General features: G+C 70.7%; 24 protein-coding genes. 5 read left to right on the top strand and 19 right to left on the bottom strand.

Annotated features, from left to right (window positions below):
• Positions 1-3 precede the first annotated feature (3 nt).
• A complete protein-coding gene (locus ACH4UM_RS04635) occupies positions 4-345 on the bottom strand; it encodes an ATP/GTP-binding protein (RefSeq protein WP_398173448.1) in 342 nt (113 codons plus the stop codon).
• A gap of 234 nt (positions 346-579) precedes the next feature.
• On the opposite strand from ACH4UM_RS04635, the gene ACH4UM_RS04630 reads away from it, so the two are divergent.
• The gene (locus ACH4UM_RS04630) at positions 580-1,608 is read left to right on the top strand and encodes an LLM class flavin-dependent oxidoreductase (protein ID WP_398173446.1); all 1,029 of its coding nucleotides are present in this window, start codon (positions 580-582) and stop codon (positions 1,606-1,608) included.
• Between the two features lie 84 nt (positions 1,609-1,692).
• On the opposite strand, the gene ACH4UM_RS04625 is transcribed toward ACH4UM_RS04630, so the two are convergent.
• Positions 1,693-2,085, bottom strand: a complete 393-nt coding sequence (locus tag ACH4UM_RS04625; protein WP_398173444.1) for an SCO5389 family protein — start codon at positions 2,083-2,085, stop codon at positions 1,693-1,695.
• A 301-nt stretch (positions 2,086-2,386) separates the two neighbouring features.
• Here ACH4UM_RS04625 and nucS point away from each other — a divergent pair, with 301 nt between their 5' ends.
• Complete coding sequence (gene nucS / locus ACH4UM_RS04620; protein WP_398173442.1) at positions 2,387-3,067, top strand: endonuclease NucS; 681 nt, start codon at positions 2,387-2,389, stop codon at positions 3,065-3,067.
• A gap of 89 nt (positions 3,068-3,156) precedes the next feature.
• On the opposite strand, the gene ACH4UM_RS04615 is transcribed toward nucS, so the two are convergent.
• From ACH4UM_RS04615 to ACH4UM_RS04605, 3 genes are all read right to left on the bottom strand, one after another.
• Positions 3,157-5,709, bottom strand: a complete 2,553-nt coding sequence (locus ACH4UM_RS04615) for an ATP-binding protein (protein WP_398173440.1) — start codon at positions 5,707-5,709, stop codon at positions 3,157-3,159.
• 333 nt (positions 5,710-6,042) lie between these two features.
• Positions 6,043-6,366, bottom strand: a complete 324-nt coding sequence (locus ACH4UM_RS04610) for an STAS domain-containing protein (protein WP_398173438.1) — start codon at positions 6,364-6,366, stop codon at positions 6,043-6,045.
• A 145-nt stretch (positions 6,367-6,511) separates the two neighbouring features.
• Positions 6,512-7,360: a 3-hydroxyacyl-CoA dehydrogenase family protein gene (locus tag ACH4UM_RS04605; RefSeq protein WP_398173436.1), complete on the bottom strand. Its 849-nt coding sequence runs from the start codon at positions 7,358-7,360 to the stop codon at positions 6,512-6,514.
• Positions 7,361-7,845: 485 nt separating this feature from the next.
• Here ACH4UM_RS04605 and ACH4UM_RS04600 point away from each other — a divergent pair, with 485 nt between their 5' ends.
• Positions 7,846-8,418 (top strand): cob(I)yrinic acid a,c-diamide adenosyltransferase, encoded by a 573-nt coding sequence (locus tag ACH4UM_RS04600; protein ID WP_398173434.1) that lies wholly within the window; start codon positions 7,846-7,848, stop codon positions 8,416-8,418.
• A 46-nt stretch (positions 8,419-8,464) separates the two neighbouring features.
• On the opposite strand, the gene ACH4UM_RS04595 is transcribed toward ACH4UM_RS04600, so the two are convergent.
• The 4 genes from ACH4UM_RS04595 to ACH4UM_RS04580 all read right to left on the bottom strand — a co-directional run bounded on the left by ACH4UM_RS04595 (position 8,465) and on the right by ACH4UM_RS04580 (position 11,360).
• Positions 8,465-8,698: a hypothetical protein gene (locus ACH4UM_RS04595; RefSeq protein ID WP_398173432.1), complete on the bottom strand. Its 234-nt coding sequence runs from the start codon at positions 8,696-8,698 to the stop codon at positions 8,465-8,467.
• A 23-nt stretch (positions 8,699-8,721) separates the two neighbouring features.
• Complete coding sequence (locus ACH4UM_RS04590; protein WP_398173430.1) at positions 8,722-9,129, bottom strand: hypothetical protein; 408 nt, start codon at positions 9,127-9,129, stop codon at positions 8,722-8,724.
• Between the two features lie 66 nt (positions 9,130-9,195).
• Positions 9,196-10,659 carry a sensor histidine kinase gene (locus ACH4UM_RS04585; protein ID WP_398173428.1) on the bottom strand — a complete coding sequence of 488 codons (1,464 nt, stop codon included), beginning with the start codon at positions 10,657-10,659 and terminating at the stop codon, positions 9,196-9,198.
• Positions 10,656-11,360 carry a response regulator transcription factor gene (locus tag ACH4UM_RS04580; RefSeq protein ID WP_398173426.1) on the bottom strand — a complete coding sequence of 235 codons (705 nt, stop codon included), beginning with the start codon at positions 11,358-11,360 and terminating at the stop codon, positions 10,656-10,658. Before ACH4UM_RS04580 ends, ACH4UM_RS04585 begins: the two co-directional genes overlap by 4 nt.
• 311 nt (positions 11,361-11,671) lie before the next feature.
• Between ACH4UM_RS04580 and ACH4UM_RS04575 the strand changes: the two genes are divergently transcribed.
• Both ACH4UM_RS04575 and ACH4UM_RS04570 read left to right on the top strand, forming a co-directional pair.
• Positions 11,672-13,501: a glycosyl hydrolase family 18 protein gene (locus tag ACH4UM_RS04575; protein ID WP_398173424.1), complete on the top strand. Its 1,830-nt coding sequence runs from the start codon at positions 11,672-11,674 to the stop codon at positions 13,499-13,501.
• Positions 13,502-13,726: 225 nt separating this feature from the next.
• Positions 13,727-13,969 carry a hypothetical protein gene (locus tag ACH4UM_RS04570; RefSeq protein ID WP_398173422.1) on the top strand — a complete coding sequence of 81 codons (243 nt, stop codon included), beginning with the start codon at positions 13,727-13,729 and terminating at the stop codon, positions 13,967-13,969.
• A 75-nt stretch (positions 13,970-14,044) separates the two neighbouring features.
• Here the strand turns inward: ACH4UM_RS04570 and ACH4UM_RS04565 are convergent, their stop codons facing one another.
• From ACH4UM_RS04565 to ACH4UM_RS04520, 10 genes are all read right to left on the bottom strand, one after another.
• On the bottom strand, positions 14,045-14,491 hold the full coding sequence (locus tag ACH4UM_RS04565; protein WP_398173420.1) for a DUF2550 domain-containing protein: 447 nt from the start codon (positions 14,489-14,491) through the stop codon (positions 14,045-14,047).
• A 130-nt stretch (positions 14,492-14,621) separates the two neighbouring features.
• Positions 14,622-14,999 (bottom strand): F0F1 ATP synthase subunit epsilon, encoded by a 378-nt coding sequence (locus ACH4UM_RS04560; RefSeq protein ID WP_398173418.1) that lies wholly within the window; start codon positions 14,997-14,999, stop codon positions 14,622-14,624.
• Between the two features lie 111 nt (positions 15,000-15,110).
• Positions 15,111-16,547: a F0F1 ATP synthase subunit beta gene (gene atpD, locus ACH4UM_RS04555; RefSeq protein ID WP_398173416.1), complete on the bottom strand. Its 1,437-nt coding sequence runs from the start codon at positions 16,545-16,547 to the stop codon at positions 15,111-15,113.
• Positions 16,548-17,465 (bottom strand): F0F1 ATP synthase subunit gamma, encoded by a 918-nt coding sequence (locus ACH4UM_RS04550; RefSeq protein ID WP_398173414.1) that lies wholly within the window; start codon positions 17,463-17,465, stop codon positions 16,548-16,550.
• Between the two features lie 21 nt (positions 17,466-17,486).
• Complete coding sequence (gene atpA / locus ACH4UM_RS04545; RefSeq protein ID WP_398173412.1) at positions 17,487-19,079, bottom strand: F0F1 ATP synthase subunit alpha; 1,593 nt, start codon at positions 19,077-19,079, stop codon at positions 17,487-17,489.
• 141 nt (positions 19,080-19,220) lie between these two features.
• Complete coding sequence (locus ACH4UM_RS04540; protein ID WP_398173410.1) at positions 19,221-20,042, bottom strand: F0F1 ATP synthase subunit delta; 822 nt, start codon at positions 20,040-20,042, stop codon at positions 19,221-19,223.
• A complete protein-coding gene (locus ACH4UM_RS04535; RefSeq protein ID WP_398173408.1) occupies positions 20,039-20,593 on the bottom strand; it encodes a F0F1 ATP synthase subunit B in 555 nt (184 codons plus the stop codon). Before ACH4UM_RS04535 ends, ACH4UM_RS04540 begins: the two co-directional genes overlap by 4 nt.
• Positions 20,594-20,634: 41 nt before the next feature.
• Positions 20,635-20,859: an ATP synthase F0 subunit C gene (gene atpE, locus ACH4UM_RS04530; protein WP_397659511.1), complete on the bottom strand. Its 225-nt coding sequence runs from the start codon at positions 20,857-20,859 to the stop codon at positions 20,635-20,637.
• Positions 20,860-20,933: 74 nt separating this feature from the next.
• Positions 20,934-21,755, bottom strand: a complete 822-nt coding sequence (gene atpB, locus ACH4UM_RS04525) for a F0F1 ATP synthase subunit A (protein ID WP_398173406.1) — start codon at positions 21,753-21,755, stop codon at positions 20,934-20,936.
• A 225-nt stretch (positions 21,756-21,980) separates the two neighbouring features.
• On the bottom strand, positions 21,981-22,418 hold the full coding sequence (locus tag ACH4UM_RS04520; RefSeq protein WP_398173404.1) for a hypothetical protein: 438 nt from the start codon (positions 22,416-22,418) through the stop codon (positions 21,981-21,983).
• Positions 22,419-22,629: the final 211 nt, after the last annotated feature.

The following is a 22,629-nucleotide window of genomic DNA, read 5'->3' as shown; positions in this document are numbered from 1 at the left end:
CGGCTAGAACCTCGGCGCGTTACGGGACCGCTGCACCCGCGTGGTGCGGCGGTCCTTCGCGTTCCAGCAGGCCTTGTGCCAGTGCCGGCGGTCGTCCACCCCCGCGTGCTCGGGCCAGGCCACCACGTGCGGGACACCGGAGGCGATCAGCTGGTCGCAGCCCGGGCAGCGGTAGGTCTTGCCCTGCGCGCTCGCGCCCGCCACATGGCGCACGCTCCAGTCGTCGCCCTGCCAGCTCTCCGTGGACTGCCAGCCGCCGTAGCGGCCCACGGAGTCGTCCTCGGCGCTCCGGCCGGACGGGGCAGCGCCCCTCTCACCCTTGGGTCGGTTGCGACGCGGGGACACGGGACACCTCACGGAGCTGTGCAGGGAGCGGGGTTCCTCTCCAGCGTACGCGGCTCCGGCAGGGGTACGCGAAGGGAAACGTTCCCCGACCAACCCCCACAAGTCCCCCTCCCTGGCGGCCCATTCCGCAGACAATCCGGAAATCTCTTCGCCAGGCCGTGTCCTCGGCACGTGTCGGGCGGTTATGCCGGGTGGGGGAGCTCCGTGTCGGAGCCAAGGAAGCAGGAAAAGGCAATGCGCGTTGGATGTTTCGTGTTGGCGGCCCAGTTCCCGGGGCAGGGCCAGGGGGAGCCGCTGCACCGCGCGGTCCGTACGGCCGAAGTCGCCGAGGAGGCGGGCCTGGACGCGGTCTGGCTGGCCGAGCACCACTTCGTACCGTACGGGACGTGCCCGTCGGCCGTCACACTGGCCGCGCTGCTGCTCGGCCGCACCCACCGCCTGCGGGTGGGCACGGCGGTCAGCGTGCTGCCCACCGTCCATCCGGTCGCGCTCGGCGAACAGGCCGCGCTGCTGCACGTGACGAGCGGTGGACGGTTCTCACTGGGGGTGGGGCGCGGTGGGCCCTGGGTGGACCTGGAGGTGTTCGGCGCGGGCCTGGAGGCGTACGAGAGGGGCTTCCCGGAATCACTCGATCTGCTGGTGCGCTGGCTGCGCGACGCGTCCGTGTCCGCTTCGGGGGAACGATTCACCTTCCGTGAAGTGCCCGTGGTCCCCCGCCCGTCCGAGGCACTGACGGAGGCCCCGGGCCCCGAAGTCGTCGTCGCCTGCACCTCCCCGGCGAGCATCCGGCTGGCCGCCGAGCACGGGCTGCCGATGCTGCTGGGGATGCACGTCGGGGACGAGGAGAAGGCCGAGATGGTCGCCCTGTGGCAGCGGTGCGCGCGGGCGGCGGGACGGCCGGGCGACGAGATCCGGGGCGCCGCCCATGTCTCGGCCGGTGTCTGCCAGATCGCCGACCGGCGCACCGACGCGGTGGAGACGCTGGTGAAGGCGATGCCGGGTTGGCTGAAACAGGGACTGGACGCCCATGTCACGGTCGACGGCCGGACCCGCCGGATGCGCGATCCGCTGGCGTACACCGAACTGCTCTGCGGACTGCACCCGGTGGGCACCCCACGGCTGTGCGCCGACCGGCTCGCCGCAACCTCCGAGCGGACCGGAATCTCCCGATTCGCCCTGCTCGTGGAGGGCTCGGGCGATCTGGCGGCGACGGAGGAGAACGTACGACGGCTCGGCGCCGAGGTACTCCCCCACCTCGGCTGAGCGAGCCACGACGCAGGGAAGGCTTGCCGCCCCGGCACTGAATGCACCTCCCGCGAACGGAGCGGCAAGCAAGCGACTACTGCCTCAGCAGTCCCTGAGTTCCGGCGACTGGTTGAGCAGCTGACTGCGCACCGATGTGAAGCGGGTCAGCGTGTCGTCGGCCGAGGCGTCCAGCGGGAACACCGCCACCCGGTGGCAGTTCTGGAAGGCCAGCCGCACACCGAAGTGCCGCTGCAGCGCACCGCGTATGGCGTCACTCGCGAGCGCACGCAGCAGCTGACCCCGTGCCTGCTCGTCCGGCGGAGGCGTCTGGTTGTCGGCGAAATTGCCGCCGTCGACCTTCAGCTGGGCCACCAGGGAGCTGATCATCTCCCATGCGTAGGGCAGGGAGGTCCGGACGCAGTCGACGAAGGCAGCTTCGTCGACCTCGCCTCGCTCGGCCTGTTCGAGTAGGGCCGGTGAGACGTCGAGCGACATGGGTTCTCCTCTCGCACCCCCGAACAGCAGGGGTTGCCGGACAGTTAAGGGGGTTCGCGATACCGAACACGGTGAGTACACATACCGCGACCTCCCGTTCACTACGGTAAGCATCAGAACGAGGGCCCACCAGGCGAATACACGTACAGCCAGGGCGGGTTGGGCACACAATCGGCCACAAGTGAACACGGGTGATCCAGGGAAAAATGGGGCGGTCCGGCGCGGTCGACCGTTTGGCCGCCCAGCAGGCCGGTCCGGGCGAATCGCGCGCGGTGCGGTGCGTCGAGTAGCGTTGCCGACCATGCGTCTCGTCATTGCCCGGTGCTCCGTCGACTACGCGGGCCGGCTCACCGCCCACCTGCCGTCAGCGCCCCGTCTGATCCTGGTGAAGGCCGACGGCAGCGTCTCGATCCACGCGGACGACCGCGCCTACAAGCCCCTGAACTGGATGTCGCCGCCCTGCACGCTGAAGGAGGACGCGGGGGACGGTGCAGCCACCGCGGGCGTCTGGACCGTCGTCAACAAGGCGGGCGAGAAGCTCATCATCACGATGGAGGAGGTCCTCCACGACTCCTCCCACGAGCTCGGCGTGGACCCGGGGCTGATCAAGGACGGCGTGGAAGCACACCTGCAGGAACTGCTCGCCGACCGCATCGAGACCCTCGGTGAGGGCTACACCCTCATCCGGCGCGAGTACATGACCGCCATCGGCCCGGTGGACATCCTGTGCCGGGACGCCGACGGGCAGACCGTCGCGATCGAGATCAAGCGGCGCGGCGAGATCGACGGTGTGGAACAACTCACCCGCTATCTGGAGCTGTTGAACCGCGACCCCCATCTCGCCCCGGTACGCGGCATCTTCGCGGCGCAGGAGATCAAGCCGCAGGCCCGCGTCCTCGCGACCGACCGCGGCATCGGCTGCCAGGTACTGGACTACGACGCGCTGCGCGGCATCGAGGACGACAAGCTGCGGCTGTTCTGAACCTTCCGGCCCTCCGTACGGCACCGGGGCCGGGTCCGTGTGAGACGGACCCGGCCCCTTGGTCCGTACGGGACCGGACCTGAGGGACCTCAGATCACCGCGTCACCCGAACTGCTCGGGGAGCCGGCGCCGCCGCTCGCGGGTGCACTCGCGGAGCTGCTGGAGGTGGCGGGGCCGCTGGCCGAGTTGGACACCGACGGGCTCGTCGTCGACGACCCGGTCGCACTCGGCGTCGGTGTGGGCGACGGCGACTTCGACGGACTGGCCGTGGGCGACGGGGACTTCGACGGCGACGTGGGCGACTTGGACGGAGTCGTCGGCCTGGACGAGCTCGGCTTCGACGGCCTGCTCGTGGCACCGCCGCCCCCCGACCCCTTCGTCCCGCTCGGGTTGTCCGAGGGCTGGGCCGTGCGGGACGGCGGCGGCGCGTCCGGGCCCGGCTTGGTCGGGCGGCTGGTCGCCGTGCCGGTGTCACCCTTGCCGGTGCCGCTCTTCTGCGGCGCGTCCGCGCCCAGGCTGCCGTCGTCCAGGCCCTGGCTGGCGGACGGGTTGACGTCGACCTTGTCGGAGGGGTCGTTGGCGCCGTTGTGGGAGGTGGCGCCGAGCGTCACCACGGTGCCGAGCACGGCGGCGAGCAGCGCGCCCGCGCCGGCCGCCACGAGGTTGCGCCGGGCGAGGCCCTTGAGGCCGATCCGCTGCTTGGCCTGGGTGTCGGAGGAGGACGCGTACGACCCGTACGACGAGTCCGCGCCCCCGGACCGGTAGGTGACCAGCGTCGAGGTGTCGCCGCCGGGCGGCTGGAGCGCCGGGAAGGCCGCGGGCACCCCGCCGGGAGGCGACGCCGACTCCTCGGTACGGGCGTCGGGCACCTCCTCCCCCGCGGTCGCGCCGAGGCCGGCGACCGGTGTGGCGGCCAGGCCCGGGGCCGTGCCGGCACGGTCGGCGACCAGGGCGAGGGCGCGGCGGCCGGCGACGGTGCCGCGCTTGTCGGAGAGCGCGCCGCGCAGGCCGATGGATGCCTCCAGCTCGGCGCGGGCCCGGTCCAGCAGGCCGCCGCAGAGCGCCAGGATGCCCAACTCGTGGTGGAAGTAAGCCTGTTCGGCGACGTCTCCGGCGAGCCGGGCGGCCTCGGTACCGGAGCGCAGCGCCCGCTCCCAGGCGCTCCAGTGCAGTCCGGAGGCGAAGGCGGGTGCGGCGGTGCGGGCGAGGAGTACGGCGGTGTTCTCCTCGTCCTCGCCGGGCGGCGTGGTGGCCGGCACCAGCACGGCCAGCGCGGCGAGCACGGCGTCCGCCTCGGCGCACACCCGCTCGGGTGTGACGGAGGGGTGGCCGGCCCACCAGGTGTAGTGCTGGGCGGCGGTGCGGGCCTGGGCCTCGGCGTCGTCGCCGTATCCGGCGGCCTCCAGCTGGGCGGGCACCCCGGCGGCGAGCCGGTAGCGGGGGCCGACCGGGGAGACCAGGCCGCAGCTCGCCAGCTCGCCGAGGGCGGCATCGGCATGGGTGTCGCCGACCAGCGCGGGCAGATGGGCCTGGTGGGGCACCTCGCCGCCGAGCGCGACGGCGAACCGCAGGGTGGCGCGCGCGGAGGCGCTCAGCCGCTTGGCGAGCAGCGGGGCGGGCGCGGCGGCCTCGCCGAGCGAGGGCAGGGGTACGTCGTCGCCGTCGCCCCCGTCGACGACCGCGTCCTGCGGCGGCGCGTCCTCGAAGACGCCGAACTCGTCGACGGCGTTGGTGGCGGCCCGCAGCTGGTCGTGCTGGCGCAGCAGGGCTCCGGCCTGGACGAAGCGCAGGGGCAGGCCCTCGGACTCGAACCAGAGGTCGCCGGCCCAGTTGGCCTCCTCCTCGGTGAGGACGCGGCCGACGGCACGCTCGATGAGCTCGACGCCGCCGGCCCGGTCCAGGCCGCTGAGGAAGACCTCCTCGATGGCCGACTCGGCGGACGGCGCGGGCACATCCGGGGTCGCGCTGATCAGGAAGGCGCACTCGGGGGTGGCGTCGAGCAGCTCGTCGAGCGCGCTGCCGCCGAACTCGATGTCGTCCAGGACGACGACCGCGCCGATCTCACGGGCGTACTCCAGCAGTTCGTCCCGGTCGGGACGGTGCAGGGGCGCGCTGTACACGGCGTGGAAGAGGTCGTGCAGCAGGTCGCTCGCGGTGCGGCGGTAGCCGGTGAGGCGGACGACGCCGTCGGGCGCGAGGTCCGAGCAGTCGTCGGCGACGAGGTCGAGGAGGCTGGTGCGGCCGGAGCCGCCCGGGCCGGTCAGGCGTACGGAGCGGCCGCGGGCGAGCAGCCGTACCAGCCGCTCGCGTTCGTCCTGACGCCCCAGCAGGGGCTGCGCGGACGGGGCCGGGCCCGGCGGGACGGGCGGCCGGGCCGCGCGGTCCGCCTCGGCGCGCTCGGCCTCGGTGTACTTCCGCGGCCGCTCGGGGCGCTCCCCGGGCGGGCAGGCCTCTATCTCGCTGCCGTCGACGGGATTGACGGTGAGCAGGAAGTCGCCGCTGACGAGCCGCACCGTGCGGGCCAGTGCGGGCGCGTGCTGTCCGAAGTCGGACGAGAGGGATTCCCTGGGCGGGCGCCGGCTCGGCGCGTGGCCGTCGCCGTCATGGCCCATGTCCTCGGGTTCCCGGATGTTCGGGTCCATAGGTTCCAAGCCCCCCAAAAGCGTCGCGTGCTCTTTCAGCCCCTCCCGGCCTTGCCGCACACCGCGCTGTCGCTTCTGGTCCGGGCCCGCTAGAGGGTTGCATGCAGCGGGCGACCGAACCCTAAACCTTCGCACAGTATCTACGACAGTCCGGGGTACCGCGCCGTCCGAGACGTCACAGTCTCGTGAGGATTGCACGCGACGTACGTTGGGACGATGTGTGCCCGGGTCTCCCGCGTCGCCCGGTTCACACCCGTTCGGAACCATGCCTTCCGGGGCCCGGAGGCGAGGGTTCACCCCGGACGCCGACGTGGGTGGGGCCGGCGGCGTCCGTCACACGCGGGGCAGGGACTCGACCCCGATGCCGCCCTCGATGGCGAGGATCCGGTGCAGCCGGGTGGCCACCAGCAGGCGCTGCATCTGCGGCGGCACACGGCGCAGCACCAGCCGCCGGCCACAGCGGCCGGCGCGCCGGTGGACACCCATGATCACGCCGAGGCCGGTGGCGTCCCACGAGTCGAGCTCGGACAGGTCGAGCACGAGGTCGCCGACGCCGCCGTCGACGGCCGAGTGCAGGACCGTACGGGCGTCCGCCGCGCTGCGGACGTCGAGGCGGCCCCCGACGACCACCTCGGCGTGGTCGCCCCTGATGTACATATGCGCTCCCCGTGACTGCGGTGGCGTACTCCATGACGGTGGCTGTGCAACGTCTGACTGCTTGAGTGGCGGGCCGGTTGCTGCTTGTAAGCGAACCGATACCGAATTCACTCGGAAGGGTGATGCTCGTGATGCTTGTGCGGTCTCAGTGCTTGTAGAAGCCCTGCCCGCTCTTGCGCCCGATGTCACCGGCGTCAACCATCCGGCGCATCAGCTCCGGCGGGGCGAACTTCTCGTCCTGGGTCTCGGTGTAGATGTTGCTGGTGGCGTGCAGCAGGATGTCGACACCGGTCAGGTCCGCGGTGGCCAGCGGGCCCATGGCGTGGCCGAAGCCCAGCTTGCAGGCGAGGTCGATGTCCTCGGCGGTGGCGACGCCCGACTCGTACAGCTTGGTCGCCTCGACCACGAGGGCGGAGATGAGACGGGTCGTCACGAAGCCGGCCACGTCCCGGTTGACGACGATGCAGGTCTTGCCGACGGACTCGGCGAACTCCCGGGCGGTGGCGAGGGCCTCGTCGCTCGTCTTGTAGCCGCGGACGAGTTCGACGAGCTGCATCATCGGAACCGGCGAGAAGAAGTGCACGCCGACGACCCGCTCCGGGCGCTCCGTCACGGCCGCGATCTTGGTGATCGGGATGGCGGAGGTGTTGGAGGCGAGCACCGTGTCCTCGCGTACCAGCTTGTCGAGCGTACGGAAGATCTCGTGCTTGACCTCGAGCTTCTCGAAGACCGCCTCGACGACGACGTCCGCGTCGGCGGCCGCGTCCAGGTCGGTGGTCGCGGTGATGCGGGCGAGGGCGGCCTCGGCGTCCTCCGCCGCGAGCCTGCCCTTGCCGACGAACTTGTCGTACGAGGCCTTGATGCCGTCGGTGCCACGCCTCAGTGCCTCGTCGGTGACGTCCCGCAGGACGACGTCCCAGCCCGCCTGCGCGGAGACCTGGGCGATGCCGGACCCCATGAGACCGGCCCCGATGACGGCGAGCTTCCGTGCCACTCCGACTCCCCTTTGAACGACTGCGCGAGCGCTTACACCCTGTATACGTATGGCTCCAGGGCGGACATTAGCGCTCGCGCGCTGCCTTGAGGACCGTAAGTAATGCGTGTCACTGTCTCAGCGCGTGAGACACCGGTCACGTCCCGATCGACGGGCTTCGGCGAGCCTCCGAGCGCCTGGTCCGCGGGCATTCGGGCCGGGACGGCCGGGGTGCCAATTCCACTCGGGCCCGCGCTGGTTGGCGTCGGCCGGCGCTCCGCGGACCGGCCGGCACCGTGCCTCCTCGGGCCCTTCACCCGCGGGCCCGTGGGCCGCGGGGCGGGACCGTACCGAACCCGCGCCGAGCCCGCGCCGGAACCGTTCCAGGACCACGAGGGCGGTTGCGCCGTCGATCTGACAGGCCGTCCGCGCACGGGGCTCCGGTGCCGGCGGCCAGGGGCCCGGCCCGCACTGAGGAAGCTCCCGGGAGCGTCTAGATTGGCCACATGGTCAATCTGACGCGCATCTACACCAGAACCGGTGACCAGGGCACGACCGCCCTCGGGGACATGAGCCGGGTCGCGAAGACCGATCTGCGGATCTCGGCGTACGCGGACGCCAACGAGGCGAACGCGGTGATCGGCACGGCGATCGCGCTGGGCGGCCTCGACGAGGAGATCGTCAAGGTCCTCACCCGGGTACAGAACGACCTGTTCGACGTGGGCGCGGACCTCTCCACTCCCGTGGTGGACAACCCCGGGTTCCCGCCCCTGCGGGTGGAGCAGTTCTACGTCGACCGGCTGGAGGCGGACTGCGACCGCTTCAACGAGCGGCTGGACAAGCTGCGCTCCTTCATCCTGCCGGGCGGCACGCCGGGCGCGGCCCTGCTGCACCAGGCCTGCACGGTGGTCCGCCGGGCCGAGCGCTCGACCTGGGCCGCCCTTCAGGCGCACGGCGAGACGATGAACCCGCTCACCGCGACCTACCTCAACCGCCTGTCCGACCTGCTGTTCATCCTGGCGCGGACGGCCAACAAGGAGGTCGGGGACGTGCTGTGGGTGCCGGGCGGGGAGCGCTGAGCGCACTCCCCCGCCCGGTCCCGGCGGGGCCCGGCGGGGCCCGGTCTCAGCGGTCCGCGTTGCTCGTCGCGTCCGAGTCCGCCGCCGCCGCCGCGGACTCGGCGGCGTTCACCTTCTTCTCCATGTCGGCGTAGCCCGAGGGCGCGCCGGCCGGGGCGGTCGCCGAGGGCGCCGTCGTCGAGGGCGCGGTGGACGGTGCCGCCGTGGATGCCGTGCCGTTGTGGCGGGCGCAGCCGGTGGTGAGGGCCGCGAGCAGGGCCACCGTCACGGCAGCCGTCACGGCAGCCGCCCGCCGGGCACCCATCAGCCCGCCGCCTTGCCGTTGCCGTTCGCCTGGCACCAGGTCTTCACCGCGGCCAGGTCCTTCTGCCGCTGTTCCAGGTTGTTCCGCAGCGACTTGCGGAAGTTCAGGCGGTCCTGGAGATAGGTGGCGATCTCGGTGTGGCCGGCCTTCTTCGCGTTGTCGACCCGCTTCTGCAGCCGGGCCACCGAGCCGCGTGTGCCGGCTCCGGCGTCCAGCCGCTTCAGGGCGCGGTCGATCCGCCGGTCGATCTTGGGCACCCGCTTGCACAGCGCCTGCGCGCCGTCGCCGGTGCGCGCGGGCGCGGGCGAGGGGCTGCTGTCGGCCGCGGCCACCCCGGTGGTGCCCGCCAGGACCGCGGTCACCGCGAGCGAGGTGAGCAGCGTGCGCATCCGTCGTGGTCCGTACATCCCTGTGTCCTCCGTTGCGTTGCCGGACGGTCCGTCGTCCGTCCGTCCGTTTCTTCGCGTCGGAGGCTAGGGGCGGTCTTTGGCAAAACTCTGTGACCGGTTTGCCCCGGCTGTACCGATCAGCCAGTCCCGCCGGCCGGGCAGCGCGCCGCCGCCCGAGGGCAGCCGTACCTCGAAGCGCGCCCCGGTGCCGCCGGGCGCGTCCGTCACGGTGACGCTCCCCCGGTGCAGCGCCGCCTGCTGTGCGACGAGGGTGAGGCCGAGTCCGGAGCCCGCGCTGTCCGGGCCCCGCTGGAACCGTTCGAAGATCCGGGCGCGGGAGCCGGCGGGCACGCCGGCTCCGTGGTCGTCCACCGTGATCACCACCTGGTCCCCCGCGCCCCGCACCCCCACCTCCACCCGGGCCCGGCCGCGCGGGTCCCGGCCGTGGGCGAGGGCGTTGCCGAGCAGGTTGTCCAGCACCAGCCTCAGGCCCGGTTCCCAGCCGTGCACGGTGAGGCCGGGCGGGGCTGCCAGGGTGATCCCGGCGTCCGGGGCGCGGCGCCGGGCCTCGGCCACGGCCGCGTCGGCGGCCTCGGAGACGTCCACGGTCCGGAACGCCTCCGCCTCCACCAGGTCCCCGCGCCCGAGCTCGCGCAGCATCACCAGCAGGCCGAGCAGCCGGGCGTGCTCGTGGCGCAGATCGGTGAGGACCTCGGTGCGGTCCGGTTCGGGCAGCGCGGGATGAGCGGCGAGGATGTCGAGGTTGGTGCCCATGCTCATCAGCGGGGTGCGCAGTTCGTGCGCGGCGGCCGCGGAGAAGGAGCGGGCCGTGTCCAGGGCCTCGGCGGTCCGGGCGGCCTGTTCGTCGTAGCGGGCGAGGACGGTGCGCACGGTGGCGGCGAGCTCGTCGACCTCGGTCACACCGGTCGGCCGGTGGTCGAGGCGGGCGGCGGAGGTGCGCGGGTCGAGTCCGGCGGTGCGGCGGGTGAGACGGGCCAGGGGTGCGCTCGCGCCGGAGGCCAGGCCCCAGGCGAGCAGGCCGGACAGGGGTGCGGCGAGCACCGCGGTGAGGACCACCCGGCGGCGTACGGCCCGCAGTTGGGCTCGGTCGGCGGTGTCCGGGGAGAAGACCCACAGGGTGCCGGAGACGGCCGGACCCTGCATCGGCCGGGACAGCACCCGCCAGCTGCGCCCGGCGGCACGGACGGTGACCGGCCCGGTCACCCGGTCGGGCAGGCGCACCGAGGTGCCGGGCTGGGGCCCGCCGCTGTAGGTGGCGTCGGGTCCGACCACGCGTACGCCGACGTCGAGTGCGGCGGTGAACAGCTGCCGCTCCCTGGTGTCGGCGGCCCTGGGGCGGCCGTTCTCCGTGGCCCGCAGCAGGGCTCGGGCGTCCGGGGCGACGGCGGCGGCCCGCTGCCGCAGGTGGTCGTCCTCCACGCGGTGCAGATCGCGGCCGACCAGGTTCAGCAGCAGCCAGCCGGAGGCCGCCACCAGGAGCGGGACGGTGCAGCCGACGGCCAGGCCGATACGGGTGGAGAGTCTCATGGCGCGTCCCGCGTTTCCCTGAGCACGAAGCCCACGCCGCGCACGGTGTGGATCAGGCGCGACCGCCCGTCCGCCTCCAGCTTGCGCCGCAGGTAGCTGACGAAGGTGTCGACGGCGTCGGTGCGCACGTCGAAGTCGTAGCCCCACACCCGGTCCAGGAGCTGATCGCGGGTGAGGACCAGCCCGGCGTTGCGGGCGAGGACCTCCAGGAGCTCGAACTCGCGCCGGGTCAGTTCCAGGGACCGGCCGTCGCGCTCCGCGGTGCGGGCGGCCGGGTCCATCACCAGGTCCGCCACCCGCAGCACCTGCCTGCCTTCCGGTGGCCGGCGGCGCAGCAGCGCGTGCAGCCGCAGCACCAGTTCCTGCAGGGCGAACGGCTTGACCAGGTAGTCGTCGCCGCCCGCCTGGAGGCCGGCGATGCGGTCGGCGGTCTCGTCGAGTGCGGAGAGCATGAGCACGGGCAGGTCCCGGCCCTCGTCACGGAGCCGCAGACACACCTCGATGCCGCTCATGCCGGGCATCGAGACGTCCAGCACCAGGACGTCCGGCGGTGCCTGGCCGATGGCGGCGAGCGCCTCGGCCCCGTTGCCGGCGGTCCGCACCGCGAAGCCGCTGAGCCGCAGCCCGCGCTCCAGCGAGCGGCGGATCGCCGCGTCGTCGTCCACGACCAGAACCGCGCCGGCGCGCGTCGCGTCCGTCATGCCCCCTCCTCGCACCCTTCGTATGGCCCGCCAGGGTACGGCCCTTTGTTCGGAGACCGGCGCCGACCGGGGGGTTTCCCGGGTAAGAACAGCCGCGCGGGCCCGGCCTCGGGATCAAGCGGCGCCGGGGGCAAGGGAGTTGGGGACGGAGAAAGCCATCGGAGCAGTGGTCCAGACCTATTGACCTATGGTCCAGACCTTTCTACTCTCGCAGCACTGTGGGCGTGAAGGCTCAGTCATGCCCCCGACAACCACCCCCGCCGCCCGGAGGCCGCAGCGCCCGCGGGCGACATCAAAAGAGGAGGCGCAGCATGCGCTTCAGACACAGAGCCGCGGCAGGGTTCGCGACCCTGTTGCTCCCCCTGGCCGGACTGGTCGGCCTCGCCGCGTCCCCAGCCCAGGCCGCGAGCACCGCCACGGCCACGTACACCAAGACCAGCGACTGGGGCACCGGCTTCGGCGGGCAATGGACCGTCAAGAACACCGGGACGACCGCCATCAGCTCCTGGACCGTGGAGTGGGACTTCCCCTCCGGTACGTCCGTCACCTCCGCCTGGGACGCGGACGTCACCTCGTCCGGCAACCACTGGACGGCCAAGAACAAGTCCTACAACGGCTCCCTCGCCCCGGGTGCCTCCGTCTCCTTCGGCTTCAACGGCGCCGGCTCCGGCTCCCCGAGCAACTGCACGCTCAACGGCGGAAGTTGTGACGGCGGCCCGAGCGTCCCGGGCGACAACCCGCCCTCCGCGCCGGGCACCCCGGACGCCTCGGGCATCACCGACACCTCGGTGAAACTCTCCTGGAGCGCGGCCACCGACGACAAGGGCGTCAAGAACTACGACGTCCTGCGGGACGGCAGGACGGTCGCGACCGTGACGACGACCTCGTACACGGACACCGGTCTGAGTGCCGGCACCGACTACTCCTACACCGTGCAGGCCCGCGACAGCGCCGACCAGACCGGCCCGGTCAGCGGCTCGGTCGCGGTGCACACCACCGGCGGCGGCACCAATCCCCCGCCCGCCGGTGACAAGGTCCGGCTCGGCTACTTCACCGAGTGGGGCATCTACGGCCGCAACTACAACGTCAAGAACCTCGTGACGTCCGGCTCCGCATCGAAGATCACGCACATCAACTACGCCTTCGGCAACGTCACCGGCGGCAAGTGCGCGATCGGCGACTCCTACGCCGACTACGACAAGGCGTTCACGGCCGACCAGTCCGTCAGCGGTGTCGCCGACACCTGGGACCAGCCGCTGCGCGGCAACTTCAACCAGCTGCGCGAGCTGAAGGCCAAGTACCCGAACCTCAAGGTGCTGTGGTCCTTCGGCGGCTGGACCTGGTCCGGCGGCTTCGCGGACGCGGCCAAGGACCCGGCCGGCTTCGCCCAGTCCTGCTACGACCTGGTGCACGACCCGCGCTGGGCCGGCGTCTTCGACGGCATCGACATCGACTGGGAGTACCCGAACGCCTGCGGTCTGACCTGCGACACCAGCGGGGCCGCGGCCTTCAGGAACGTGATGGCCGCACTGCGCGCCAAGTTCGGCTCCGCCGCCCTGGTCACCGCGGCCGTCACCGCCGACGGCTCCGCCGGCGGCAAGATCGAGGCCGCCGACTACGCGGGCGCCGCCGCGTCCGTCAACTGGTACAACGTGATGACGTACGACTTCTTCGGCGCCTGGGACGCGCAGGGCCCCACCGCCCCGCACTCGCCGCTCACCTCCTACAGCGGCATCCCGAAGGCCGGCTTCACCACGGCCGACGCGATCGCCAAGTACAAGGCGGCCGGCGTGCCGGCGAACAAGCTGCTCATCGGCATCGGCTTCTACGGCCGCGGCTGGACCGGCGTCACCCAGGACGCCCCGGGCGGCACGGCCACGGGCCCGGCGGCCGGCACCTACGAGCAGGGCATCGAGGACTACAAGGTGCTCAAGACGTCCTGCCCGGTCACCGGCACCGTCGCGGGCACGGCGTACGCGCACTGCGGCGGCAACTGGTGGTCCTACGACACCCCGGCCACCATCGCCACCAAGATGGGCTGGGCGAAGTCCCAGGGTCTGGGCGGCGCGTTCTTCTGGGAGTTCAGCGGTGACACCGGCAACGGAGAGCTGGTGAGCGCCATCAACAGCGGGCTGAGCTGAGCACCCCGCCGGACCGATCCTCTTCCCCGCTCCACCCGCGCCGCGGGCGGGCCCCCACCGGGGTCCGTCCGCGGCGCTTTCCACGCGCCCGGCACGCCCCCCGCGTACGCGTCCCAGGGACCTTCGGTGGCGTCGGCGGGCCGGATGGCAGACACGTTCCGGCCGCACGGGCGGGAACATGGTGGATCACCGAACAGCGAAACGAACTACTCACACGGGGGAATCATGAAGCGGAGGCCCAGCAGGACGTCCAACCGGAGTACGTCCCGCCGCACCCGGAGGTCCAGGGCCAGGGCCGTCGGCGCGTTCACGGGGGCGGCGGCCGCCGCCTTCCTGGCCGCCGGGCCCGCCAACGTCACGGTGAATCTCGCCCTGGAACACCGCACGGTGGTCGTCGGCCAGGAAGCCGCCCCCGGCGGCTATCACGGCGAGGTGTGCCCCTTGGCCGGAGGAGGCGGCCAGGAGTGACGATCCGTGCGGCAGGCCATGTCGCCCCTCCCCCGGACTTCGTCAGGGGGACCCCCACCCGGGGAGCGATTACCGCTACGCCACATTCACCCGCTGGCCGGGCGGGGCCGCCTCCAGCCAGGCGAGGAAACCGGTCAGCGCGTCCTCGCTCATGGCGAGTTCAAGGCGCGTGCCCCGGTGCAGACAGGCGAGGATCACCGCGTCGGAGAGCAGGGCGAGTTCCTCCTCGCCCTCGGGCAGACGGCGGCCGGCCACCTCGATCGACGCACGTTCCAGGGTGCGGCGCGGGCGGAGGGCGTAGGAGAAGACGCGGTACCACTCGACGCGGTCGCCGTTGTAGCGCGCCACACCGTAGCTCCACCCCTTGCCGCTGGTGTCGGTCTTCTCGGGCACGTCCCACCGCAGGCTGCAGTCGAAGGTGCCCCCGGAGCGCTGGATGAGCCGGCGCCGCAGACCGAAGACGAACAGTCCCACCACCACGAGCAAGACCACCAGCCCGCACACAGTCAGAGCGAGGATCATCGGCACCGACCTCCTCGTCTCCTAGGTAATGGAACGGAAAAAACACCCACATCGGCCTCAGCCGCGGCCGGTACCGGATTGCTCCGGTACCGGCCGCGGCTGAGAGACGTCGTCACATCGAACGCTGCGTTCAGCGCCCCGTCGTCACGGCGCGCAGTCGGACGTCCGCGCGGCGCTGGGCGGAGGCGTCGGCTTCCGCCTTCGCACGCTCGAGCGCCCGCTCCGCACGTTGGACGTCGATCTCGTCCGAGAGCTCGGCGATCTCCGCCAGCAACGACAGCTTGTTGTCCGCGAACGAGATGAAACCGCCGTGCACCGCGGCGACGACCGTCGCACCTTCACTCGTACGGATGGTCACCGGGCCCGACTCCAGCACACCGAGCAGCGGCTGGTGACCGGGCATGACGCCGATGTCGCCGGACGTGGTGCGCGCGACGACCAGGGTGGCCTCGCCGGACCAGATCTTCCGGTCGGCGGCGACCAGCTCGACGTGCAGCTCAGCAGCCAAGGGTGGCTCCTCGGGTCACCACCCGGCGGGACTGCCGGGTGTTGGGGTCAATTCTAGAGGGCGTGGATGAGGGGGCGGGACGCGCCCGCCCCCTCACACGAGCTCGAGAGCTCAGGAGACGCCCAGCTCCTTGGCGTTGGCCTTGAGGTCCTCCAGGCCACCGCACATGAAGAACGCCTGCTCGGGGAAGTGGTCGTACTCGCCGTCGCAGATCGCGTTGAAGGCCGCGATCGACTCGTCCAGCGGCACGTCCGAGCCGTCCACGCCGGTGAACTGCTTGGCGACGTGGGTGTTCTGGGACAGGAAGCGCTCCACGCGACGGGCACGGTGGACGACGAGCTTGTCCTCCTCGCCGAGCTCGTCGATACCGAGGATCGCGATGATGTCCTGGAGGTCCTTGTACTTCTGCAGGATGTTCTTCACGCGCATGGCCGCGTTGTAGTGGTCCGCAGAGATGTAACGCGGGTCCAGGATCCGGGACGTGGAGTCCAGCGGGTCCACGGCCGGGTAGATGCCCTTCTCGGAGATCGGACGGGACAGAACCGTCGTCGCGTCGAGGTGGGCGAAGGTGGTGGCCGGGGCCGGGTCGGTCAGGTCGTCGGCGGGGACGTAGATCGCCTGCATCGAGGTGATCGAGTGACCGCGGGTCGAGGTGATGCGCTCCTGCAGGAGGCCCATCTCGTCGGCCAGGTTCGGCTGGTAGCCCACCGCGGACGGCATACGGCCGAGCAGGGTGGAGACCTCGGAACCGGCCTGCGTGAAGCGGAAGATGTTGTCGATGAAGAACAGCACGTCCTGCTTCTGGACGTCACGGAAGTACTCGGCCATGGTCAGGCCGGCCAGCGCGACGCGCAGACGGGTGCCCGGGGGCTCGTCCATCTGGCCGAAGACCAGCGCGGTCTTGTCGATGACGCCCGAGTCGGACATCTCCTCGATGAGGTCGTTGCCCTCACGGGTGCGCTCACCGACACCGGCGAACACGGAGACACCGTCGTGGTTGTTGGCTACGCGGTAGATCATCTCCTGGATGAGCACCGTCTTGCCGACGCCGGCGCCGCCGAACAGACCGATCTTGCCGCCCTTGACGTACGGGGTCAGCAGGTCGATGACCTTGACGCCGGTCTCGAACATCTCGGTCTTCGACTCGAGCTCGTCGAAGTTCGGCGCCTTGCGGTGGATCGGCCAGCGCTCGCCGTCGTACTCCGCGTCGACGTTCAGCACCTCACCGAGGGTGTTGAACACCTTGCCCTTGGTGAAGTCGCCGACCGGGACGGAGATGGCCGCGCCGGTGTCGGTCACCGCGGCCTGGCGGACCAGGCCGTCGGTGGGCTGCATGGAGATGGTGCGGACCAGGCCGTCACCCAGGTGCTGGGCGACCTCCAGGGTCAGCGTCTTCTTCTCGCCCTCGTTCGCCGGGTCGGCGACCTCGACGTGCAGGGCGTTGTAGATCTCCGGCATCGCGTCGACGGGGAACTCCACGTCGACGACCGGGCCGATGACCCGGGCGACGCGGCCCGTAGCCGTCGCGGTCTCAACAGTGGTGGTCATTTATCGGTCACTCCCCGCGGTCGCGTCGGCAAGGGCGCTCGCGCCACCGACGATCTCGCTGATTTCCTGGGTGATTTCGGCCTGGCGGGCCGCGTTGGCAAGACGGGAGAGCGTGTTGATCAGCTCGCCCGCGTTGTCGGTGGCCGACTTCATCGCGCGCCGCGTGGCGGCGTGCTTCGAAGCGGCCGACTGGAGCAGCGCGTTGTAGATGCGGCTCTCCACATAGCGCGGCAGCAGGGCGTCGAGGACGTCCTCCGCCGAGGGCTCGAAGTCGTACAGCGGCAGGATCTCGCCCTTGGGCGCCGCCTCCGCCGCCACCTCGTCGAGGCGCAGCGGGAGCAGCCGGGAGCCGATCGCCGTCTGCGTCATCATCGAGATGAACTCGGTGTAGACGATGTGGAGTTCGTCCACGCCTCCGTCCGCCGTCTCCTTCTCGATGGCCTCGATCAGAGGCGCCGCGACCTGCTTGGCGTCCGCGTACGAGGGCTCGTCGGTGAAGCCCGTCCACGAGTCCGTGACCTTGCGCTCACGGAAGTTGTAGTGGGCGACACCGCGCCGGCCGACGATGTACGTCTCGACCTGCTTGCCCGCGCGCTCAAGGCGCTCGGTCAGCTGCTCCGCCGCCTTGATGGCGTTGGAGTTGAAGGCGCCGGCCAGACCGCGGTCGCTCGTGAGGAGCAGGACCGCGGCACGGGTCGGGTTCTCCGTCTCCGTGGTCAGCGGGTGCTTGGTGTTCGAACCGGTGCCGACCGCCGTGACCGCGCGGGTCAGTTCCTGCGCGTACGGCGTGGAGGCCGCCACCTTGCGCTGCGCCTTGACGACGCGCGAGGCGGCGATCATCTCCATCGCCTTGGTGATCTTCTTGGTCGCGGTGACGGATCGGATGCGACGCTTGTAGACCCGGAGCTGGGCTCCCATGAGTCAGGTCCCTTCCTTACGTCACTTGGCGGCAGCGGCCGGGGTGTCCTCGCCGAGCAGCTTGCCGTCGCCCGTCTCGAACTGCTTCTTGAACTCCGCGATCGCGTCGGCCACGGCCTGCAGCGTGTCGTCCGACATCTTGGCGCCCTCCTTGATGGAGGTCATGAGGCCCTGCTCCTTGCGGTGCAGGTACTCCAGCAGCTCCTTCTCGAAGCGGCGGATGTCGGAGACCGGCACGTCGTCCATCTTGCCGGTGGTGCCGGCCCACACGGAGACGACCTGGTCCTCGGTGGCCATCGGCTGGTACTGGTCCTGCTTCAGCAGCTCGACCATGCGCTGACCGCGCTCCAGCTGGGACTTCGAGGCGGAGTCCAGGTCGGAACCGAAGGCGGCGAACGCCTCCAGCTCACGGAACTGGGCAAGGTCCACGCGCAGACGGCCGGAGACCTGGCGCATCGCCTTGTGCTGCGCGGAACCACCGACTCGGGAGACGGAGATACCGACGTTCAGCGCGGGGCGCTGACCGGCGTTGAACAGGTCCGACTCCAGGAAGCACTGGCCGTCGGTGATGGAGATGACGTTGGTCGGGATGAACGCCGACACGTCGTTGGCCTTGGTCTCGACGATCGGCAGACCGGTCATCGAACCGGCTCCCATGTCGTCGGAGAGCTTGGCGCAGCGCTCCAGCAGCCGGGAGTGCAGGTAGAAGACGTCGCCGGGGTAGGCCTCGCGGCCCGGCGGACGGCGCAGCAGCAGCGACACGGCACGGTAGGCGTCGGCCTGCTTCGACAGGTCGTCGAAGATGATCAGGACGTGCTTGCCCTGGTACATCCAGTGCTGGCCGATGGCGGAACCGGTGTACGGCGCCAGGTACTTGAAGCCGGCCGGGTCGGACGCCGGGGCGGCGACGATGGTCGTGTACTCCAGCGCGCCGTTCTCCTCCAGCGCGCGGCGGACCGACGCGATGGTGGAGCCCTTCTGGCCGATGGCGACGTAGATGCAGCGGACCTGCTTCTTCGGGTCGCCGGTGCGCCAGTTGTCGCGCTGGTTGATGATCGTGTCGACGGCCAGGGCGGTCTTGCCGGTCTGGCGGTCGCCGATGATCAGCTGACGCTGACCGCGGCCGATCGGGGTCATGGCGTCGACGGCCTTGTAGCCCGTCTCCATCGGCTCGTGCACCGACTTGCGCTGCATGACCGTGGGGGCCTGCAGTTCGAGGGCACGGCGGCCCTCGGTCTCGATCTCGCCGAGGCCGTCGATCGGGTTGCCGAGCGGGTCCACCACGCGGCCGAGGTAGCCCTCGCCGACGGCGACGGACAGGACCTCACCGGTACGGGTGACCGGCTGGCCCTCCTCGATGCCGCTGAACTCACCGAGGACGATGGCACCGATCTCGCGCTCCTCGAGGTTGAGGGCGAGGCCGAGGGTGCCGTCCTCGAACTTCAGCAGCTCGTTGGCCATGGCCGAGGGCAGGCCCTCGACCTTCGCGATGCCGTCGCCGGCAAGGCTGACCGTACCGACCTCCTCGCGCGAGGCCGCGTCCGGCTTGTACGACTGGACGAAGTTCTCCAGCGCGTCCCGGATCTCCTCCGGCCGGATCGTGAGCTCCGCCATCTGGGTTCCCTGCTCTCCTTGTTGGGCCCGAAGTTTCACTTGGGGGGTATTCCACGAGTCGGGGACTCCCCCCAATAAGAGGTGAATCCTCTGCACGGCCCAACCAGGGCCGTCGTGTACGTCTTGCGTGTTGAGTTGCTGCTAGCTCGCCATGCGGCGGGCGGCGTCGTCGAGCCGGTCCGCGAGGGAGCCGTTGATGATCTCGTCACCGACCTGCACCCTGATCCCGCCGACGACCTCGGGGTCCACGTCGAGGTTGAGGTGCATCCGGCGGCCGTAGAGCTTGGCGAGGGCGGCGCCGAGGCGCTGCTTCTGCGTGTCGCTCAGCGGTACCGCCGAGGTGACGACGGCGACCATGCGGTCCCGGCGATCGGCGGCGAGCTTGGACAGGGACTCCAGTCCCGACTCCAGGCTACGTCCCCGCGGCGCGGTCACAAGGCGCGTCACCAGACGCTCGGTGGTCGCGGCCGCCCGGCCGCCGAGCAACCGGTGCAGCAGTTCGGTCTTGGCCGGGGCGCTCGCGGCCTGGTCCGTCAGCGCCGCGCGCAGCTCGGTGCTGGAGGAGATGATCCGGCCGAAGCGGAACAGCTCGTCCTCGACGTCGTCGAGCGCACCGATCCGCTGGGCGGCGGTGAGGTCGGCGATGTCCGCCAGCTCCTCCAGCGCGTCCACCAGGTCGCGGGGCTGCGACCAGCGGGAGCGCACCATTCCGGCCACGACGTCGACGGCCGGGCCGCCGACCTGGCCGCCGAGCAGGCGCTGGACCAGCGTGGCCTTGGCCTCGCCGGACTGCGCCGGGTCGGTGAGAACCCGACGCAGGCCTGCCTCGCGGTGGAGCAGCGCGGTGACGGCCGCCAGCTCGCCGGCGAGCTGCGCGGCGTCCACGGACGTGGAGTCGGTCAGCGCGTCCAGACGCTCACGTGCGGCACTCAGGGCCTCGCGGCTCGCTCCGTGCGCTGTCATCGAGCCGCCTCGGCCTTCGACGCGGCCTCATCGAGCCCGTCGAGGAAGCGGTCGATCACACGGCTCTGCCGGGCGTGGTCCTCGAGGGACTCGCCGACGAGCTTGCCGGCCAGGTCGGTGGCGAGCTTGCCGACGTCCTGGCGGAGCGCGGACGCGGCGGCCTTGCGGTCGGCCTCGATCTGGGCGTGACCGGCGGCGACGATCTCCTCGCGCTGCCGCTGGCCCTCGGCCCGCATCTCGGCGATGAGCGCGGCGCCCTGCTCCTGCGCCTCCTGGCGCAGACGCGCGGCCTCGTGCCGGGCCTCGGCGAGCTGGGCCTTGTACTGCTCGAGGACGCTCTGGGCCTCGGTCTGCGCGGCCTCGGCCTTCTCGATACCGCCCTCGATGGCCTCACGCCGCTCTTCCAGAACCTTGTTGATGTTCGGGAGGAGCTTCTTGGCGAGGAAGCCGAAGACGATGACGAAGGCGATCAGGCCGATGACGAGCTCGGGGATCGGCGGGACGAGGGGGTTCTCCTTGCCCTCTGCCGCGAGCTGAACCAGGGGGTTCACATCAGTGCCTTTCGTCCTGAGGTCTGTGGTTGCTGTTCGGCTTAGTAGACGAACGGCATGACGAGGCCGATGAGGGCCAGCGCCTCACAGAACGCGAAGCCGAGGATCTGGTTGGCGCGGATCAGACCGGCGGCCTCGGGCTGACGGGCCAGAGCCTGGGTGCCGTTGCCGAAGATGATGCCGATGCCGACGCCGGGGCCGATGGCAGCCAGGCCGTAACCCACGGAGCTGAGGGAACCAGTGACGGCAGCGAGGGTCTGGGACATGCCAGTTCTTCCTTCTCTTTGCGGACCGGTGGGGGTTGGCCACCGGACGATTTCGGGGGTGGGAGCCGGGGTGCTCAGTGGTGCTTGGCGAGCGCGCCCTGGACGTAGCTGCAGGCCAGGAGGACGAAGACGTACGCCTGGACGGCCTGGATGAAGAGCTCGAAGACGGTCATCACGAGGACCATCACGAACGAGACTCCGGCGTAGGCGATGCCGATGCCGTTCAGCAGGTACCAGCTGGCGATCGTGAACAGCAGCAGCAGCGTGTGGCCCGCGAACATGTTCGCGAAGAGTCGCACCGCGTGGGTGAAGGGCCTCACGAAGATGTTCGAGAAGAACTCGATGGTCATCGACAGCGGCAGCACGGGGCCGATCGACGGGTCGTAGCCCGTGACGTTCTTGAAGAACCCGACGAAGCCCTGCCGCTTGAAGGTCAGGATGATCCAGGTGAACCAGACGATCAGCGCGAGGACCAGCGGGTACGAGATGATCGCGGTGACCGGGAAGGCGGCGAGCGGAACGATGGACCAGAGGTTCATCATCCAGACGAAGAAGAACAGCGACACCATGAAGGGCACGTACTTCTCGCCCTCGCGCTTGCCGATCGTCTCGTAGACGATGCCGCGGCGCACGAAGTCGTAGCCGGCCTCGGCGACCATCTGGAACTTGCCGGGGACGACCTTCGGCTTGCGGAAGGCGGCCCAGAAGAAGCCGACGATGATGATCGAGCCGAGCAGCGCCAGCAGCATCGTCTTGTTGAAGTACAAGTTGCTGTCCCCGTCGCCCCACAGGGGCTTGAACAGGAACGAGTGCAGGCCCGGAGCGGGGAAGCCACAGCCGTTGAAGATGTGGCAGTCGGTCTCGAAGGCGAGCACCTGCGTCGGGTCAGCACTCACCGCGGGCTCCTTCAGCGTGGCGCATGGGTACGGCAACCTCGTTGTGTCGGCGCGGCGCGCAGCCGCGGTTCGGCACCGGACTGGTGTTACGGATGTGGGGGCGGCTGAGGGGCATCGAGCCTCGCGATCGAACAGGCGTCAGCTCGGATGCCTGCGCCCGCGATGCCGCAGTTGGCACCGGACGATAGCAGGAGAACTCTGGGGTCTTTATCCCGGCCCTACCCCTCACGATGAGGACCCCGTCTTCTCGGGCTTGTCGCTCTTCTCGGGGTCCGGGTCGACGTAGAAGATCTTGGCCTTCATGTGCGCACGAGCCTGGGCGGCCATCCACACGACGGTCGCGATGACGAGCGAGAACGCGAACGCCCTCGCGTTGAAGAGCGAGGTGCCCTTGAAGAGGGCCAAGAAGATCATGAGCAGCAGGAGTTGGGCGACGTAGAGCATGAGGCCCATGGCCTGGAACAGCTGCGGAAGCGTTTTCGCCGTCCACTGCAGCACGTACAGGCCGATTCCCATGAAGGCCATGGCCAGCAGCGCACCCACGGCCGCTCCGAGCGCACCCTTGCCGCCTGCCACCGCGCCGCTGACGGCGACCGCGACCACGCCGACGGCCGCCGTGGGCACGGCGATCGGCACCAGGTTCCGGGCGTCATTGGACGGCATGGCGGCAACTCCGCTTTCGCAGGGGGGCAGGGGTGTCGTCATGGACGAGCGTAGTCCCGAACTGGAGAGAGGAAACTCAGCACCGAGGGCCCTTTGCACTTGGGTCCTTCGGCTCTATCCGGGGTTCTCGTGAACCGTATCACAAACTATTTGATGAGGTCTTTACCTGGTCGATGTGCTTGCTGTCACACATGAGAGTGACAGTGCCCGT

It is taken from the genome of Streptomyces sp. NPDC020801, from assembly GCF_044334385.1.
GTDB lineage: Bacteria > Actinomycetota > Actinomycetes > Streptomycetales > Streptomycetaceae > Streptomyces.
This window is presented reverse-complemented; position numbering and strand designations above follow the sequence as displayed.